Annotated in this window: 12 protein-coding genes; 6 read left to right on the forward strand and 6 right to left on the reverse strand. The window is 54.6% G+C overall.

Going from position 1 to position 17,306, the window contains the following annotated elements:
* Positions 1-3: 3 nt before the first annotated feature.
* A complete protein-coding gene (locus G533_RS22700; RefSeq protein WP_027951064.1) occupies positions 4-1,659 on the forward strand; it encodes a conjugal transfer protein TraG N-terminal domain-containing protein in 1,656 nt (551 codons plus the stop codon).
* A gap of 3 nt (positions 1,660-1,662) precedes the next feature.
* Here G533_RS22700 and G533_RS24585 read toward each other — a convergent pair whose 3' ends face one another.
* On the reverse strand, positions 1,663-2,064 hold the full coding sequence (locus tag G533_RS24585; protein ID WP_144079939.1) for a hypothetical protein: 402 nt from the start codon (positions 2,062-2,064) through the stop codon (positions 1,663-1,665).
* A 24-nt stretch (positions 2,065-2,088) separates the two neighbouring features.
* On the opposite strand from G533_RS24585, the gene G533_RS0117515 reads away from it, so the two are divergent.
* The 3 genes from G533_RS0117515 to G533_RS22710 are packed head-to-tail and all read left to right on the forward strand — an operon-like array spanning position 2,089 to position 4,621.
* Positions 2,089-2,301 (forward strand): hypothetical protein, encoded by a 213-nt coding sequence (locus tag G533_RS0117515; protein ID WP_027951065.1) that lies wholly within the window; start codon positions 2,089-2,091, stop codon positions 2,299-2,301.
* 14 nt (positions 2,302-2,315) lie between these two features.
* Positions 2,316-2,501: a carbon storage regulator gene (locus tag G533_RS22705; RefSeq protein WP_035528863.1), complete on the forward strand. Its 186-nt coding sequence runs from the start codon at positions 2,316-2,318 to the stop codon at positions 2,499-2,501.
* Entirely contained in the window at positions 2,498-4,621 is a 2,124-nt protein-coding gene (locus G533_RS22710) for a DNA topoisomerase III (protein ID WP_051230613.1), read from the forward strand. The genes G533_RS22705 and G533_RS22710 overlap by 4 nt, the downstream gene beginning before the upstream one ends.
* A gap of 328 nt (positions 4,622-4,949) precedes the next feature.
* On the opposite strand, the gene G533_RS0117530 is transcribed toward G533_RS22710, so the two are convergent.
* The 3 genes from G533_RS0117530 to G533_RS0117540 are packed head-to-tail and all read right to left on the reverse strand — an operon-like array spanning position 4,950 to position 10,694.
* Positions 4,950-7,559 (reverse strand): DEAD/DEAH box helicase, encoded by a 2,610-nt coding sequence (locus G533_RS0117530; protein WP_051230615.1) that lies wholly within the window; start codon positions 7,557-7,559, stop codon positions 4,950-4,952.
* A gap of 9 nt (positions 7,560-7,568) precedes the next feature.
* Complete coding sequence (locus G533_RS0117535; RefSeq protein WP_027951067.1) at positions 7,569-9,113, reverse strand: site-specific DNA-methyltransferase; 1,545 nt, start codon at positions 9,111-9,113, stop codon at positions 7,569-7,571.
* Positions 9,114-9,167: 54 nt separating this feature from the next.
* The gene (locus G533_RS0117540; protein WP_027951068.1) at positions 9,168-10,694 is read right to left on the reverse strand and encodes a Fic family protein; all 1,527 of its coding nucleotides are present in this window, start codon (positions 10,692-10,694) and stop codon (positions 9,168-9,170) included.
* 316 nt (positions 10,695-11,010) lie between these two features.
* Between G533_RS0117540 and G533_RS0117545 the strand changes: the two genes are divergently transcribed.
* Positions 11,011-13,833: a TrlF family AAA-like ATPase gene (locus G533_RS0117545; RefSeq protein ID WP_338035412.1), complete on the forward strand. Its 2,823-nt coding sequence runs from the start codon at positions 11,011-11,013 to the stop codon at positions 13,831-13,833.
* A 176-nt stretch (positions 13,834-14,009) separates the two neighbouring features.
* Here the strand turns inward: G533_RS0117545 and G533_RS0117550 are convergent, their stop codons facing one another.
* Positions 14,010-14,783, reverse strand: coding sequence for a tyrosine-type recombinase/integrase (locus G533_RS0117550; protein WP_027951070.1), 774 nt, complete (start codon positions 14,781-14,783; stop codon positions 14,010-14,012).
* Between the two features lie 154 nt (positions 14,784-14,937).
* Complete coding sequence (locus G533_RS0117555) at positions 14,938-16,443, reverse strand: hypothetical protein (RefSeq protein WP_027951071.1); 1,506 nt, start codon at positions 16,441-16,443, stop codon at positions 14,938-14,940.
* Positions 16,444-16,868: 425 nt separating this feature from the next.
* Between G533_RS0117555 and G533_RS0117565 the strand changes: the two genes are divergently transcribed.
* Entirely contained in the window at positions 16,869-17,225 is a 357-nt protein-coding gene (locus G533_RS0117565; RefSeq protein WP_027951072.1) for a hypothetical protein, read from the forward strand.
* Positions 17,226-17,306: the final 81 nt, after the last annotated feature.

The following is a 17,306-nucleotide window of genomic DNA, read 5'->3' on the forward strand; positions in this document are numbered from 1 at the left end:
ACAATGGGTGTTGCCAGTTACTTCGAGTTCGTAACCACGCTGTTCAGCTGGATTCTCTACGAGGGCATCTGGGCGGTGCTGGTGGATACCGGCATTGTGTTCATCCCGATCATTGTCATGGTGCTCGGCAACTGTCTGGACAGCCACAAGGGCGGTGATGACGAGGGCAGTGCCGCCATCCAGTCCCTCAAAAAAATCGAGGCCGACTTCATAGCGATGCTGGGTGTGCTGATCTTTGCGGGCATCCCCCTGCTGGAGGTGCGCCTGGCGGACATGGAATACAACAAGCCGGCCCTGCGCTGTACCGAGGCGGCTGAGATCATTCCCGGCACCAACACCGGAACCACTTACGACACCACACTGGCGGCAATGGGCGACCAGACCGGCTCCATCCCCCTGTGGTGGGCGATGATGCACTGGCTGAGTAAAGCCGTCACTGCGGCTTCTGTGGCCGCGATCCCCTGCAGTTACGATGTCGCGACCATCGATTACCGGCTGGCCGAAGCCAATCTCGAAGATCCCGACCTGAACCGGGAGCTGGAGCAGTTCAAGCGCGATTGCTGGCAGCCGTCGCTTGCCCGCCTGAGCCGGACCGGTATGGGCAGTATGACCGCGGAGGAAAAAGCCGAAGTGACCTGGCTGGGCTCGGCCTACCTGCAGGGTTCGGGCCTCTATGACCGCTATCACAGCGCTGTGCCCAATCCCCAGTGGAGTTTTGATCCAGCCCGGGACGCGGGCTTTGAGCAATACGCCAGCGCCGGGGGCTTCCCGGCCTGCAGTGATTGGTGGGCTAACAGTACTCTGGGCCTGCGCCGCCGGGTGCTCGACTACCTGCCGGCCGACCTGCGGGACGAGATGATCTACAGCGCCGATAACCTGGTGGAGCGCACCTCGACCGTGTCGCTGAACACCAGCGAGCGAGAGGACGTGTTTTTGCGCAAATACCTGTCGGTTAAACGCACCACGGATGCGGTCAGCTCCGACATGCCACTGGCGGTGACTTATGGGGATGGGGCCAAGCAGGTGCGCCAGGGCCGCTTTGCCGACTGGCGCAATAGCGACAGTGTTCTGCTACAAACAGCCGGCACCATGCTCAACCACGGTGCCTACCTGATCATGGGGGAAGCCGCCCGGGATGTGGGCGTGGCAGGCATGGCCTTTATCGGCTCTGCCCTGAAAGCCCCGGCCGCCATTGGTGAAGGCTACGCTATGCGCAATGGCATCAGCCTGTTTCAGCCCCTGGCCCTGATGATGATGGTGATTGCGCTGCCCTTTCTGCTGATCTTTGGGCGCTACTCGCTGCGCAGCCTGATCACGCTGAGCATAATCTACTTCGGCTTTCACTTTCTGACCTTCATCTGGGCCGTGGCCTTCTGGACCGACAATAACCTAGTGCACCTGCTCACCAGCGCCGGTGGTCTGAGTGTCTTTGCCTCAGGCACCAGCGCCACGCAGTCACTGATCCTGCTCTATATATCCAGGTTCTTGTACGTCGTGTTCCCCATCCTCTACCTCACAGCAGTGGGTTGGGTGGGGTACCACGCTGGAGCATCCGGCTTATTGGAAGGACATAGCCAGAAATCTGGGGCAATTGGATCTGCCGGCGGTCAAGCGGTTGGACAGGTAGCCACCAAGGCCGCAACAAAAGGAAAAGCTTGATGATTAGCTGTGCACGTCGTGAGTATCGTGGGGCTTGGAGAAAACCCTTAGACCATTGCGACCATCACCATGAGGTGAGTCCAAATACTCTTTTTGAACTGGGCCCGTGCGGTGGTCATCTTCAGTATCGGGGATATCAACATGCCGCAGCACTTCAGTTGCCGCCGCACCAATACCATTCAGCGCTTTGCCGCCAGCGCGCGCGAGTCCGCAGAATAAGTCTTTTACCGTCATCTCACCGCCCTCCGTGCCGGTGTGTCGTCTTTTCAAGCATAGCACGACACGCGCAGGGCAGGGCGACGGTTTTAGGGTGTGCCCCGAGATTTCAATCCCGCAAAATAGTCCTGTCGGAAATGACGTTTCCAGCGGACCGCGCGCCATGGCAAACAGCGCGGTTTGTGACATCAAATGTAGCCAGGAGGCTGGTCTATGCAGCGTACAACACTCATGCTTGAACTGGAGCCGCAGCAGGTCGCGGCACTGCTGGCCTTCACCCGGGAGATTTCACGCAGCGAAGTACAGAGTCTGCTCGGTGAGGCGGTTGACCCGGATGCCGTGATCAGTGCACTGGAAGAGTTCCACTGGCAACTGGCAGCTTCAGGGAACAGTGACGCCCTAGAAGTGGTGTCACGCTACGGATGACAGGAGTGGCAGGGATGCTGACACTGAGACGCAAGCCGGGCGAGGCTCTGTGCATTGGCGAGGATACGATAATCGTGATCGAGGCCCTCGAACACGGTGATGTCAGGATGCGTGTGAACAGCCCGCAAACGATTCGTGTGGAATACCCCAATACAGACGATCGCCGATTGCCTGACGACAGGAAGCATCAACCGCGATGAGAGTCTTCGTCGCAGAAAAGCCCTCCCTGGGCCACGCGATTGCGGCGGTGCTGCCGGGCCCCCAGCAGCGTCACAAGACACACATTGTCTCCGGTGACGGCAACGTCGTGGTCTGGTGTGCCGGCCACTTGCTGAGCCAGTGCATGCCGGAGGACTATAACCCCGCTTACGAGAAGTGGGCGCTGGAACACCTGCCCATCGTGCCTGATCAATGGCGCCTGAAGCTTGCCCCTAAAGCCCGCGAACTCTACAACACCATCAAGCGGTACGCCAAGCAGGCAACAGTGATTGTGCATGCGGGTGATCCTGACCGGGAAGGGCAGTGGCTGGTCGATGCTGTGCTACAGCACATCGGCATCGGCAAAACGCCAGTACAGCGAGCACTGATCAGTGATCTCAATCCACCCGCAGTACGTCGCGCCCTCAGGAACCTCCATGACAATCAGGATTACCGGGGACTGCGCGATGCGGCTATTGGACGCACCCGCGCCGACTGGCTCTATGGCCTGAACTTGACCCGGCTCTATACCTTGGCGGGGCGGCAGGCCGGTCTTTCCGGTGTGCTGAGCGTCGGCCGGGTGCAAACCCCGGTGTTGGGCCTGGTAGTGCGCCGTGATCGGGAGATCGCCAACTTTGAGGCGCATCCCTTCTTTACCGTACAGGCCACGGTCAGCGCCAAGGGCTGTGATTTCACCGCGCAATGGGTACCGGGCGAGCGGGCTGAGGCCTGTCTGGATCCTGAGGGCAGGGTGATCGACAAGGCTTTCGCGGAAGCGGTGGCGAAGGCAATCAGTGGTCAGCCTGGCGAAGTGTCGGTCTTCGAATGCAGGCCCGCCAAGGTCAATGCACCGTTACCCTTCTCGTTGCCGGAACTGCAAAAAGCCGCAGCGAAGCTGCGTGGCCTGACGCCCCGCCGCACCCTCGATGTAGCGCAAGCCCTGTATGAGAAACACAAGCTGCTGACCTACCCACGTTCTGATTGCGCCTACCTGCCCCAAGAGCACCACGGGCAGGCCAGTGAGGTACGCGAAGCCATCGGCCAGTCGTTGGGGCGCGACCATTACCTGGCGCCCCTGACGGATGCAGTGGACCTGACTCGCTATGGGCCGTGCTGGAATGATAAGAAGGTCACGGCGCACCACGCGATCATCCCCACCACCAAAAGCCAGTCTGCCGCCAGCCTGTCCAGTGATGAACAATTCATCTACAGCCTGGTGGCTCACCGCTACCTGCTGCAGTTCCTGACACCGAGAGAGCTGGAGAAAACCCGCTTGGACATCGTGGTTGCTACCCCAGCTGGCAATGAGCTGCTCCGGGCCAAGCAAGAGTTGGAAACCACCGCCGGCTGGTACGCCTGGCGTCACGTGGTTCCGCCAAAGCCTGACTCGAAAAACCATGACCTAAAGGAACAGAGCGGGCCCCCACTGCCAACCCTCACCGCCGGCGATGCTGTAGCAGTGCTGGATGCAGCCGTGCAAGAAAAGACCACCACGCCACCGAAACCCTTTACCGAGGCCTCGTTGCTCGATGCGATGACCGGCGTAGCGCGGTTCGTGGAAGACCCCCTGATCCGCAAGGTGCTGAAAGACACCGATGGCCTCGGCACACCGGCTACCCAGGCGACCATCCTGGATACGCTGTTCAAGCGTGATTACCTCGAGAAGCACCGCAAGACCGTGACATCCACCGATCTCGGCAAAGCCCTGATCGATGCGCTGCCGGAGTTTGTGACCCTGCCGGATATGACAGCTCTCTGGGAACTCAACCTGAGCCAGATCGTCGAGGGCGATGAGACGCTTGACCATTTTATGTCCAGCATCCAGGGCCATGTGGAGCATCTGTTGGAAGAGGGTGCCGGTGGCCTGTCCATCCCCGCGGCTCTGAAACGCTCTACTAAACCAACACCGAAGACAAAACATGGCCGTAAGCCGCGTGCATCAAGCAAGGGTAAAGCAAAACCAACAAGCTACCCCTGTACCGGTGATGGCTGCGCTGGGCAGCTCCGCCGGATCAAGGGCAAGCACGGATTCTTCTGGGGCTGTTCAAGCTATAAGGATGGTTGTCGGGAGACACGCAAAGATAGTCGGGGAAAACCAGCCAGGGCCTCAGCTAAGGCATAGCACCCTCGGAGGGCGATGCGTTGATCCAAAAGACCTCGAGTTACGAGAAGTGTGCCTGTCCGGCGACAGGGATCCGGGAAGACTCGAAGCTGGAGGAATACGACTGGGGTTGTCTCTACGTCTACACAGATGGGCGATTGCCGGAATTCCTAACGATAGAACGACCCTCGGAGCGAGAGATCCGGGATCGCTGGGGGTACTACCTGACGCTATAACGCTTGGACGTAAGACTTTGCGTGTAAAGCGACGCCGCGGAAAGCGCGAGCATCGCCAACTCTCCTTCCGGCCTGCCTTGCCCCGGCGTATTTTTCGCCTGACCAGCGTGAAACTAGCTTATCGCATTGTTGATCTGGTCGAAGAAGTCACCGTCTTTACCCAAAGAGGAAAGCAGAAAGATGTTGGCGGATTTTTCCGCCCAAAGCTGCCCAATATTGGCCTTTTCCTTTGTGTCGTCGGTCGACATGAGATGCTCGCCCTTGTACTCGGCAACGAGTAGCCGCCCGTCAGTCAGTTTGGCGATGAAGTCGGGGTAGAACTTGTCCGACGATGTCGGAAGCCAGAACGCATGGACCGGATTACGTTCGAGGTTCCGGACCCAGAATTCAACCAGCGGGTTCTTGTCGAGTGCGAATGCGAAGTTGGACTCTTCCGTATTCATATAGGCAACACGGGGATAGTAGTGCTTGTTGTATTTGTATTTGCCTTCGTAGAGGCGTCCTGCCGGATACTGGGCCGGATCGAACTTGAAGCAATATTGTGCGATGTCGGTCTCGGCAATTGCATTTTCCGTGGAGAACAGGCATTCCTGAAAACCGGCCCTTGTCGCCTGTTTCCTGTACTGGCCAATCTTTTCCTTGATAACTTTCTCAAGCAGAAACTTGCCCTGCACCAGTTTCGCCATGTCCAGATCACTGCGGGCCAGAAGATAGGCAATCAGACGGCGCAGGAACTCCAGCATATCCGTCTGTTTCACGTCGCCCTGCTTAACTCGTTTATCCAGCCAGCGGGAAAGTTCGAGTTCGGTCCATGAGGTCTGGATACCTTCCAGCGAGAGTTGCTGCTTGCTGTCGGCAATGGCAATCACGACCTTCTTGCCCTGGATGTCTGCCATGTAATGTTTGGCACCATCTTCTACTGAAAATTCTGCCGGTGTCAGTTCGGCAGGGTAGGACAGAAGGTCCCAGCCATGCGCATAAAGGCAGGTTTCCGGCTCTGCAAGTTCAAGCCCATCATCAAAGCGCAGGGCGAGTTGCGGAAGTACAAAATCCAGACCCTTCTGTGCCGGTGTTAGCGCAGCCTCCTGCTGCTTTTGCTGGATGTGGGCTGCCGTTAGAAACTGCTCCTTGTCAGACTTTTTCTTAACGGTCTTGGTAATCTTGTTGACGACTTCATCCGTCACCTGGCCCGTGACGGTTAGCACGACCTCTCCGCATTCCTGTTCTTCAATCTCAACAGAGGCATGTTCGGCGAGATCGAGCCCTGTCAGGTCGGGGGCCTCACTCAGGGTGACAGAAAATGATTTGGTCGGCGAAACCGTGTGCATTCCGCTCATGGGGATTTGATAGGTGAACTCCTTGGCTTCCTCCTCTTCAAACCCCATGCTGATAAGGCGCTCATAGAGCTTGTTCTGGGCGTTAACCCATGTCTTGGAGGAAACATGCGCGTAGGCACGGTTCAGCGCCTCCTGTGTCCTCTCCTTTGCATATGGCATACGAAGTACACGCCCTAATAGCTGCTCGATTGCTGTTGGTGAGCGGGTGTTGGCAACCGAACAGAGAATATAGGCGAAGGGGCAATCCCATCCTTCCTTGAGTGCCTGGACGGTAATGACATACTCAATCGGGCAGGAGGGGTCGAAAATATTGATGCTATCGAGTTCCTTCTGGTCGCCAGTTGCAATCGCGATTTTTCTTCGCTCGATATTGTTGTTCTCCGTGAGTTCGTCGAGAAGGACTTCAACGGTTACATCATTGCTCTTGCTCTCCGCCTGGAACAATACGATAGGGCGGATATAGTCTTTATCCTTCTTGGCGATCTTCTCTAGATTCTCACGCTCAAGAACGCTTTCGGTGACGGCCTGCTGCCACGTCTTGTGTTCAGCGAGCATAATCGGCAGCTTGATCATTTGCTCTGCCTTGAGCTCTGCCGCCGAGACGGAATAGATCACGTTACTGTTTTCGGCTGGCGTTGCCGTGTACTCGATAATGCAGGACGGATTGATCCGCTGCAGTACATCCATGCTTAGGGGGGACTTGGCATTGTGTGCCTCATCGACTATGACGAGCGGCTGCCAGTAGTTGAGCAGATTGGCCAGAGAGAACTTGACCTGGCCTTCATGCTCTCCATTCTTGAAGGTTTCAAGTCCTGCTATATCCTTGGGTATCTTGGTGAAGTGTGGCTCCAAATTTTCGTTGTGCGCATAGACCTTACGGATATCCGTATCTTCGACGCGGAAGGACTGGAACGTGGAAACAATGATACAGGCACGATCCTTGATGTCCTGCGGCCTAATCTGTTCATAGTCGTTGATATCATAGACCGCAAAGCGTCCATTGAAGGCATCATCGAGTGCTTTCCGGTTGGCATTTGACGGATTTTTGAGGGTCTCAAGGGTTTGCGTTTTGATCGCGTCTGATGGAACGAACCACAAAGCAACGGGGTAGTCATTCTCAATATAGCTCTCGGCGGCCAGCCTGATTGTATGGGCCGACAAGAGTGTCTTACCCCCTCCGGTCGGCAGCCGGAGGCAAATATAGGGAACGTTCTCGACCCCAGCGACCGGCAGGTTCTGATACGGTCTGAACTTGTCCATATCTAGGTGATCGCGCAGTACGATCTCGTAGGCAGCTTTGGCATCATTAAAACGTGCTTGTTCGAGGTAGAGCCCCAACACTTCAAGCGTCTTTTCTTGGTAGTTTTTTAGTTTGATTTGCGCCATGAGGTTTTTCTACCTTGCTTTCACGTCGTAAGGAGTTTGTTTGAACGTAATGTTTTCATTGGCAAGTCTGGCGGGGCCGAGCAGGGTGCTCTCCCCATAGATAACCATCGGGCCGTCATGCGGTTCTAAGTCTGCCAGCACCTTGCTTGTCAGCACGTTGCCACCTTGAGGTCGCTTGTCTCCCAGTACCCCGTTATAGAGAAGGTAATAGGCGGTGCCATGGTGAACGCCGAGGAATGGAGAACTGCCCTTCTTTATCATAGATGTCTTCGTCTCGTAGAACCAAATGTGAGCCGCCAAATACTTGAATTTCACATTCTCATTGATATGTCCTTCGCTATCGAAGATTGCTTGGCCCAACCGGTAGAATTTAAAACCACCGCCACCCTCCCAACCAACGCTTTCAGATATACCTCCTTGTTCGGCGTCGATCACTTTCGTTAGGCGAGGCTGACAGTGTGTAGTGGCATGGTCTCCCATTTCTATTCCGATATATCGTCGGTTCATTTTGTGTGCGACGGCGGCTGTTGTTCCAGAACCGAGGAACGAATCCAAAACCAAATCCCCATCTTCGCTTGATATGTCTAAAATTCTCTGGAGCAGCTGCTCTGGCTTCACCGTGTCAAAAACGGGCTGGTTTGGAAGCAGCTCTCTTTGGTGCGCCTTTGCTTGCCGTGAGGTCTTTACATCTAGCAGAATCGTCGGATGCGGCCTTTTCGGTTTTTCTGGTGCGAACTCTCGAATATAGGGAATCCAGACGTCCTCATCATTTTTTTTCCGAATTTTCCAGATGAGCCGGCCTTCGGTATCTGCTTTCTTCACACCCTCTTTAGAGTGCGACCAACGAGCCTCTCTGCCGTCGTCATGAATTGGGAAAACAGCTGTTCCATCTGGAGCGGTCAGCTCATAGTACATAGACGGGCGGTCAATTCTTAGGCTGGCTTTTCCGTTCTTTTTAAGAAGGCGGTCCCTATAGAGCCTATCCTCATCATCTCTTTGTGAGTATGCACCTAGCAATCCGCTATCTTCTTTCTTCTTAAATCCAGCGTTATCACTCTGCTTCTCGTAACACAAAACAAATTCGTGATCCGGTGTAATAGGTACTTTGTTATCGTTTGGGCTATCTACTTTTTGCCAAATGAAGGTCGTCGTAAAATTTTTGCGTCCGAATATTTCATCCATCATGACCTTAAGATAATGTCCTTCGTTATCATCGATGGACACCCAGATACTGCCGTCTTCTGCTAGCAAATCTCGGAGTAACTCAAGACGCGGATAAATCATCGAGAGCCATTTCGTATGCTCTAGATTATCGTCGTAATGCTCAAAGGCTGATTTCGTGTTGTAGGGCGGATCGATGTAAATACATTTCACTTTCCCTGCGTAGTATGGAAGCAGGGCTTTAAGAGCTTCAAGGTTATCACCCTGGATCAGCATGTTCTCAGTATCAGCATCGCCACGGGACAGCTTGGGGTCCGCCTCCAGCAACCTGTAGGGCACATCTTCTGCCGCTATTGCATCTTTTTCTCTATCAAGCCAGTTCAGAATCGGCATTTACGTCTTGTCCTATTGTGTTCTGTTCTTCAATAAAGCGTTTTGTACTCTTTCTCAAGAGCAGTCTGTTTCGATGAGGCTTGCTACAAAGCGGGTAAACGGCTTTATGTCCTGATCGGTGCTCGCGGACTCCAGCGCACTCATATAGTCATTCCTTGTATCAAGCGGAATGATGGTCCACGGATATCCGGCAGCGGCCATCATGCTGTTCATAAGAAACCTGCCGATCCGGCCATTGCCGTCCATGTACGGATGGATATAAACAAATATGAAATGTCCCAGTACGACGCGCACGCCTGGCTCTTCTTCTTGCTCCAGCAGGTCGAAGAATGCGGGCATGAGATCGCGTACAGCCTCTACATTAGGGGGTACGTGCATGGACTGCCGGATATAAACGGGGCCGTTTCTGTATCCGGCAAGATCGGCGGGTCTTAAGATACCGGCAGTTACACTGGGCGCGAAGAGTTCGCGGTACCAGTTCGCGTGGTCCCTTCGGATCATCGCACCGGCATTTTCGCCATTCACTATCTCTTCGATGCTCGCTTTTACAGCCTGAAAAGCCTGCCAGTAACCCCGCGCAGCGAGTGCGTTGCGGTGATCGCGGTCGCCATCGTCATTGTCCGGGTTCCAGTCGCCGGTTCTGACCCGCTCGATCAGGTCTGTGTTAACGCGGTAGCCTTCTATAGAGAGGGAGTGATAAGCGTCTGATGTATAGAGATCATCGATTTGTTTGAGATAAGCCGCCTTGTCTTTGGGAAGGCCAGGGGCCTTTGGCATCTCTTCGATAATATCTTCGCGCATCCTTTGCCAGAGAAGCTGGATGCGGCTTACATAAGGCGATCTTTCCCGCTTGCTGAATGTAACAGGGCTTGGAGTATCAAACGGGTCATTCTCTCGCACGTCATATCCGGCGGCCTTCATCGTGCCGATGATGTTATCGGCGATATCGCCGCGTCCGATATTGCGAAAGGCTCCGGCCAGTCTTCCGGCGATGGTTGAATGTCCCCCCTCCAATAGACGCTCCAGCAGGTCGGACCCGTCGGCGACCATCGATAAAGCCGCGCGGATATCCGTTGGGTTCTGGGTGAACGCCCCAGGGGCACATGCGATCAGTGCCGCCGGAAGGGTGTAAAGCCGCAAGCCGTCCTGCGTGAGTGTATCGGTCGGGGAGGGTAGTTCGGCCCGTATATCAAGAAGTGAGGTCCCGTGCGGCAGGGCTGTGAGGTTGTTGGTGTCCTTTTTGGTCCGCACAAGCAGCTGCTTTGGCACCGTCATATTCCCCGCCTGCAGAGCGAGAGACTGCTCCGATGACAAGCACCAGTCCTTGCCAAAGCGGGTATCCAGATAGGATGCGCAAAACGCCCAGAATGAGGCGTACCAGGAGGTGGTATCGCCCGTCTGTTCTCCAGGGCGGGCAGGGATATACCAGCCCTTAATGACTTCCTGTAAAAAGCCGTTTTGAACCAGCCTCTCACGGTGCGTGCGGCTCAAATCACGCGACCGTATCGCCGTAACCCCCTGATCTTGAAGTTCTTTTAAGACCTGCAGGGACTGTGCGAGTTTTTCAGATGGTGTTGCCATGAGAGGCCCTCCTCATAGCTTTAATGTACAATAGCTAGTTTTTCGTGTCGAATTATATCTAGTTTATTATGATGTTCCATCTCTAGTTATTCAAGCTGTATTATGGTTAGTGTATAGCGCTGTTCTGTTCTTAGTTTATTGCGTATAACCGATTGTGTTGTCAACTAAATCTGTACGCCAGGGCAGATGAGGGTGTGCCGCCCGCAGGGGCAGGCAGTCCCTGAATATCCTTGACAGACGCGGTCACGATTCTTAACGATGCTTGGTGAATTTACTACCAACTACTAACGAATAGCCAGGTGAGGGTTGAATAGAAGTGAGTTTTGCCTACTGGAGAAAATGTGACTTCCAGGTCCACACGCCGCGAGACCCGAACTGGTCGGGGCCTCGCCCCGTGGGACTGGGCGATGCGCTACCGGGCACCTGCACGCCAGCAACGCAAGATGACGTTGACGCGGCACGACGTGAATGGGCAGAAACTTTTGTGCAAGCCTGTATCGACAGAGGGCTGGGGGCCGTTGCGCTAACTGACCACCATGAAATGGTCATGGTGCCCCACGTCCAGCAGGCCATAGCCGATAAGCGGCAAGTCGATCCTGATTTTGATCTCTGGCTGTTCCCTGGTATGGAACTTACGGCGCGTTCTGGTGTGCAGTGTTTGATCCTGTTCGATGCCGACCTGCCGGAAGAGTGGCGTCACGAGGCGCAAGGACGGCTTGGAATTGCGCGCCCCGCCCTGAATGAGCAAGCCGCTAGAGCCCCGGCCGTCGTCCAGCTGACCCACAACTATGCCGACATTGCTAAAGAACTGAATACCACCCCTGGCTTGCGGGGTCGATTTATCGTCTTACCGAATGTCTCCCAAGGCGGACAGCACACCGTGTTGACTGACGGCTGTCATGCCGATTTCCTCAGGATGCCGTATATAGGAGGGTATCTTGATAACGGTCAGACAATCGAGACGTTGAGTAATCGGTATCTGAGGAGATTGTCAGGAAACGACCCCGCCTGGTCGACGAGATTTATCTATCCGCTTCCAACGTCTGATTCACGGTCCTCCGATTTTAGAAATCTCGGGACTAATGAAACTTGGATCAAGCTGGCCTCGCCGACGGCTGAGGCCGTCAGACAGGCCTTCCTCGGTCACCCATCGCGCATCCGGATCACTGCTCCCGAGATTCCCTCTCTGACTGTCTCCCGCATTGCCGTGAACGGATCGAACATCTTGCAGCAACCGGCACTGGACCTGAGCCCCGAACTGAATTCAGTGATCGGTGGACGGGGAAGCGGCAAGAGCAGCCTGCTCGAATATCTGGCCTTCGGGCTGGGACGCAGCAGCTATGACCAGCCACGAGAACACTATTCCGGTCGTGACCGGATGCACAGTCTGGTCAATGATTCACTAGTTACCAAGAATGGTACTGTGCAGATTCAGGTGCAGCAGGACGGGGCAATCTTTGAAGTTGCCCGTGGTCCTGCCACGGCTTATCAACCCGTTGTCACCTATCCGGACGGGACCGCGCAAACCATAACGGTGAAAGAGTTGCGCGATCTGTTCCCAAGTGTCGTCTACAGCCAGAGCGAACTGGCAGAAGTGGGGAGATCGACAGGCAGACGCACACAGCTATCCGACCTGCTGCAGTTCGTGAATCAGGAATACAAGCAGGAAGACGATCGCTTACTTACGGCAATAGACGATGCCAAAAGCTGTACACGCACGGCAATTCAGCACCTCACGGAGCACTGGGCGCATAAGGCACAGTTGCGTGCTCTGGTGACTTCAAGGGACTCGTTGAAGCAACGGATTCAAGCTCTTGAAAAAACGCTCCCCACGCAATCCGAGGACGATCAGGCCAAGGTCGCGTATTTCGAAAAAGTCAGCGATTTCGAGACCAAGCGTTCCCAGGCTTCTGATCATGCCGATCAGATCGTGGCGGACCTTTCCGCGACACAGCGAGAACTTGCAGCGGCGCGAGAGCTCTCCACGGACCTCGGTGATGAAGTAAAGGGCTTCCAGGAAAAATATGCCTCCTTATATGGAGCGTTTCATGACGGTATAGATGCCCTGCATAAGCAGATCGTGGGCCTTCGCACCGGTCTGGCCGAGGCCGAAGCGGATTGGCAGAGGCAGCTGAGCACTGCGCGCACAGCGCGTGACGGTGTCCTTGATAAAATGGGCGCTCACCGCACGGTCACGACCCAGATCATCAAGCTGCGCGAGGACCTTGAAGAAAAATCCAAGGAAATTCGGGCGCTTCAAGCCCGCATCGGCGGCTATGGCGACCCTTCGGAAGGGCTTTCGCAAGCACTGGGAACACTGCGCGCTCGCATCGAGGAAAGAGCAAGCCGGACCCGCGAGTGGGCACAGGAAATCGAGGAACTTTCCGGAGGCAAGGTCAAAGCCAATGTTGATGTCCTCGGCAATACCGCCGAGATTAACGAGGCGATCGATTATTTAGCCAGCAAAACCGGTTCGCAGGAAGCTACGCGCGTCCGTCAGATGGAAGAGGCGTTGCGGGAAAATGGTCTTTGGGACTGGCTCGATCAGCTGAGAACCGAGTGTCAAAGCCTGCTTTACTGGAACCTCGTTGGTGCAGCGGGCGGAGAGGAAAAGCCCGAATGCGGGGCGTTGTTCACATTGTTGGGTGCGACCGACCGGATTAAAACGGCCTTCCAGGAACGCATGGATTCATCGCGGGTTGAGGCCATCGCCACAGCGGTTCCCACTCCTGAAATCGACCTGTTCTATTGTGACGGAGATCGGGAAATTGCCTTCGAAAAGGCATCGGAGGGCCAGCGGGCTACCGCCTTGCTGTTCATGCTTCTTGAGCAGGAAGGCGGACCGCTGATTGTCGACCAGCCGGAAGGTGATCTCGACAACAAGATAATTTCCGACCTGACGCATAGCCTGCACGGGGCTAAGCAAAAGCGGCAGATAGTGTTTGCAAGCCACAACGCCAATATCGTCGTAAACGGATCGTCAGAGCTTGTCGGCTATCTTGATGTAAGCGGTGAAGGAAGCCGGATCATTGCTCAAGCCGGAGCCATCGACAATCCGGAAATCTGCGCCGTTATAACGGCCACAATGGAAGGCGGTGAGAAGGCCTTCCGTGACCGCCAAGACAAGTACGGCTACTAGGCTAAAAAAACAGAGAGCAGACCAGGAGCGGCTTTCGGATTGACATTTGAGCAGGGGCACAATAATGGTCAAGCGACAGTTATCCCGATCTGGAATAACATCGCGGCGTGGAAGTATGCTTCGAGGTGTGAGTAGCTGTCCAAGAGCCTGGAGTCAGGACTGCTATAAGATGCCAGTTAAGAAAGATTTTTCAACGCATCACTGATCGCTTCTTCCGGGGGCTCATCATAGATGACTGTTGTGCTGGCTGATTTGTGACCAGCGACCTTCTGAGCCACCTTCAGCGACTTTTTCTGTTTATGGATAATGTCCGTGATCACGGAACGTCGGCCGCTGTGGGAGCTCGCTTTCTCGATGCCGGCCCAGCCCCTCAGGATTAGCGCTATGTGTTCCTGCAAGGTATTCGGGGAGTAGGGGACACCTTTCTGTGTGATGAAAAGGGGATCAGAGGGCTTGGCATCTGGATTCTTGTCGAGCCTCAAAGCCAGGTAGGTCGTCAGCGCCTCCCTCAGATCCTCGTCCACGAGCGGCAGATCCCGCGATTGCCCGGCCCGCTTCTTGACCGCAGGATAAAATCGCTTTGGATCTACTTCTACGCCGGCGTTAGCCAGATCGACGATCTGCGCGACAACCTGGTCGAAAGCCTCGACGGAGAAGCTCACGGTTCGCCGGTTGTACTGAGGAGTCGATCGGCCCATGGCGTTGGCGCCCTTGGTGTAGGCCGCGGGCAATGACATAACTTTGTACAGGGTAAACCCGGGTGGTGATTTTTTCAGGCGCGCAACTTCTTTGATCTGGAGCAGGGCGATCTCTTGGGCACGTAAGCCGAGTTTCGCGCTGATCTGCATGATCGCGGTATTCTTTTCCGGATGGCGGTGGTCCTGGATGACCTCGAAGACCCGTTGCCATTCTGCGGGGGTCGGGACGCGCGCCTGGCCTGCTTTCGGCATGGTAGGGGCCCTTTAATAATCCGTATTAATGTTATTAAAACGGATTAAAGCCCATCGTCCAGCATCATTGATTGGCAGCAGAGTCCCCAACACGGACGGTTCCGAGTCGCGAAAATCTATAGGCAGCCCCTCAGCTTCCGGTCAAGATGCGACGTTAGCTCAGTGATCTCGTGAGGACCGGCGCGATGATCGCTACAGCAGACGATGCTAGCCCAAACGCCGAAAGAAGCTCAGCATAATCTGCATCGTTTGCCCTCCTGGCCTCGCCTCCTAGGTCAGATATACAGAAGCGCCAGCGTCGCGCGTCGAACAGAGCCCATGTCAGCAATAAATACCCTGACCAAACAAGAGACGCCTCTGTTTGGAAGTTTAGATCGAAGAGAAAAATGCTGTACGCGTTTAGGGCCAAAAGGGCTAGTGCAACTCCTACGAGTCTATTCCAGAAATGCATGGGAGTTGCGGTCTGAAAGCTACGAAAGTTAGAGCTAGTATTCGTCTCCCAAGAATCCAAGACGACCGAAGGCCAGTATAAAATAACCCCCGTGACAAACAAACAAAGAGCAGCGATGTATCCGGTTCCCTCCACTAGGTGATTGTGACCAATTTCACCTGGGGTTAGATAGGCAACTAAGAGACCACTGAACACTACTAAGCCTACCAAGAGTGCCACACCCACTGCAGGCTCTAGCTTCTTAAGATCGGACATCACCGTCGCGCGGGTAACAACAGTCGTTTGAGATACATCATCAGCGTTCCGTCTCGAAGCTATTTCAACCAACTTCGTCCACGAGATACTGTTCGACCAGAAAAGCGAAACTACAACAAATCCCGCGAATATAGCGTCAATCAAGTTTGCATCGACTGGCCATTCGACCTGCATAACGAAGCCGTTGTATTGGGCTGTAGTGCGAATTAGACCAGCCATAATAAAGAACACAGCAAATGGTTCTGCTACTCTTAATACAGCAGCGATCTTGGGAGAAATCTCTCGCAGGGAAGCGCCAAATTGTTGCGCTAAAAACACTGACACACTTACCGCCATTGCAATCAGAGCGGCAAATATTACTAAGTCAAGAATCAAAAAACCTGTCCAGCTTGACTGCACTACTCCTGTCGGACCTGGCAGCAGTGCAGTTCGAAGCAGAGCACTTATTGCGAGCATATCCACAGCAACAGAACCTGCGACTGCTGCCCCTCGCGCTCGTTCACCGAATACAGCTCTGACGAGGTCGACGAAGAATCTCATGTCGCGCCGTTCAACCGAGCATGAATCGTCAGTCTTATCTGAGTGGTCTTCCTTAATTTTGCTACGATACGTCCACCATATGAACGCAACTACTACAAAACTGACCAACGCAAGAATCCCATCCACTAAATCTTCTGGGAGGTCAAACCAGTCGAAGGGAATAAACAACAGAGCCTGTAGTCCGTAAATCACCAACATGTACGCCAGAAATGATCCGGAATGGAACAGTGCGTGAAGCATGGTCATGCTTCGCATTCGTTGAGTCCACCGTATCGGTTGTCCTTCGCGTTCCTCTTGTGGATAGTCGCGCGTGAACTCCACGCCTATCACGTCAAACGACACGATAATTCCGATTACGATGGCGAATAGCCAGAACGGTCCTTGTGCTAACGCTGGGATCAATCCCTCAGCCATTTGTGCCTCCACTTGGCAATGATGGCTAAAAAGTATGGCAGACTACTCGGGATGCCGATATAACCTAGAGCTACGCACATGCCATTTACACTCGACCTGGGTTATTCGGCAATAGTTGAAAACTTACTGCTCGCTTTACAGCTCCTGCAAAATAGCGAACGCACACTTCGGGTCGAGTCCGCTCGCGAGGTTCGCCCACAACTCACAGTCCCAGAAGTGGCGACTCCTGTCATTCGCGACTGCCAACTCTCCCAGCAGAAGAAAGCTTCCATTGACGTTGCAGGCATCCCTTGCCATGTTTAGTCAACCTCGTGGCTACTTTCACTAGCATGTAGGTAGCGGCCTGTCCGCATTTGTAATCAACCCATCGGGTAACTCACCCGATGGTCGATGTTGCTCGGTGTCTATCCGAAAGGAGCACTACTATGAGCGATATCAGTAAAACGGTCGGTTTGGTCCGCCCGGTCAGTGGCGATGGTCGGTTCCCGATACTGGGGTTTTTGAATCCCGTGCTCATCGATGATGAGTTGTGGGAGTTGACGCAGAACCCCGACAACCCGAGCCTAGCCTCACTGGTAAACAAAGCTGCGGAAGCAGTTGATATATTCGCCAAAGAGGTCGAACACGCGGATTTTACGATTCTCGTGTCGAGCTGCAAAGGTCTTGTCGCCGTCACCGTGCGGGTGTCTTGGGAGGAGGCAAGCCAGCGTGTCAAGATCGCGCCGCTCAATCCCCCGCCGTGGTCGTCGAACAGCGTAAGGACATACGATGTCCAGCACTGATCAACAGACCCCGGAAGCCGAACGGCAGGCACTGGACAAAGCTCGATTAGAACTGGAGATCGCAAGGCTCAGGCTGGAGAT

This window comes from Haliea salexigens DSM 19537, from assembly GCF_000423125.1.
Classification (GTDB): domain Bacteria; phylum Pseudomonadota; class Gammaproteobacteria; order Pseudomonadales; family Halieaceae; genus Haliea; species Haliea salexigens.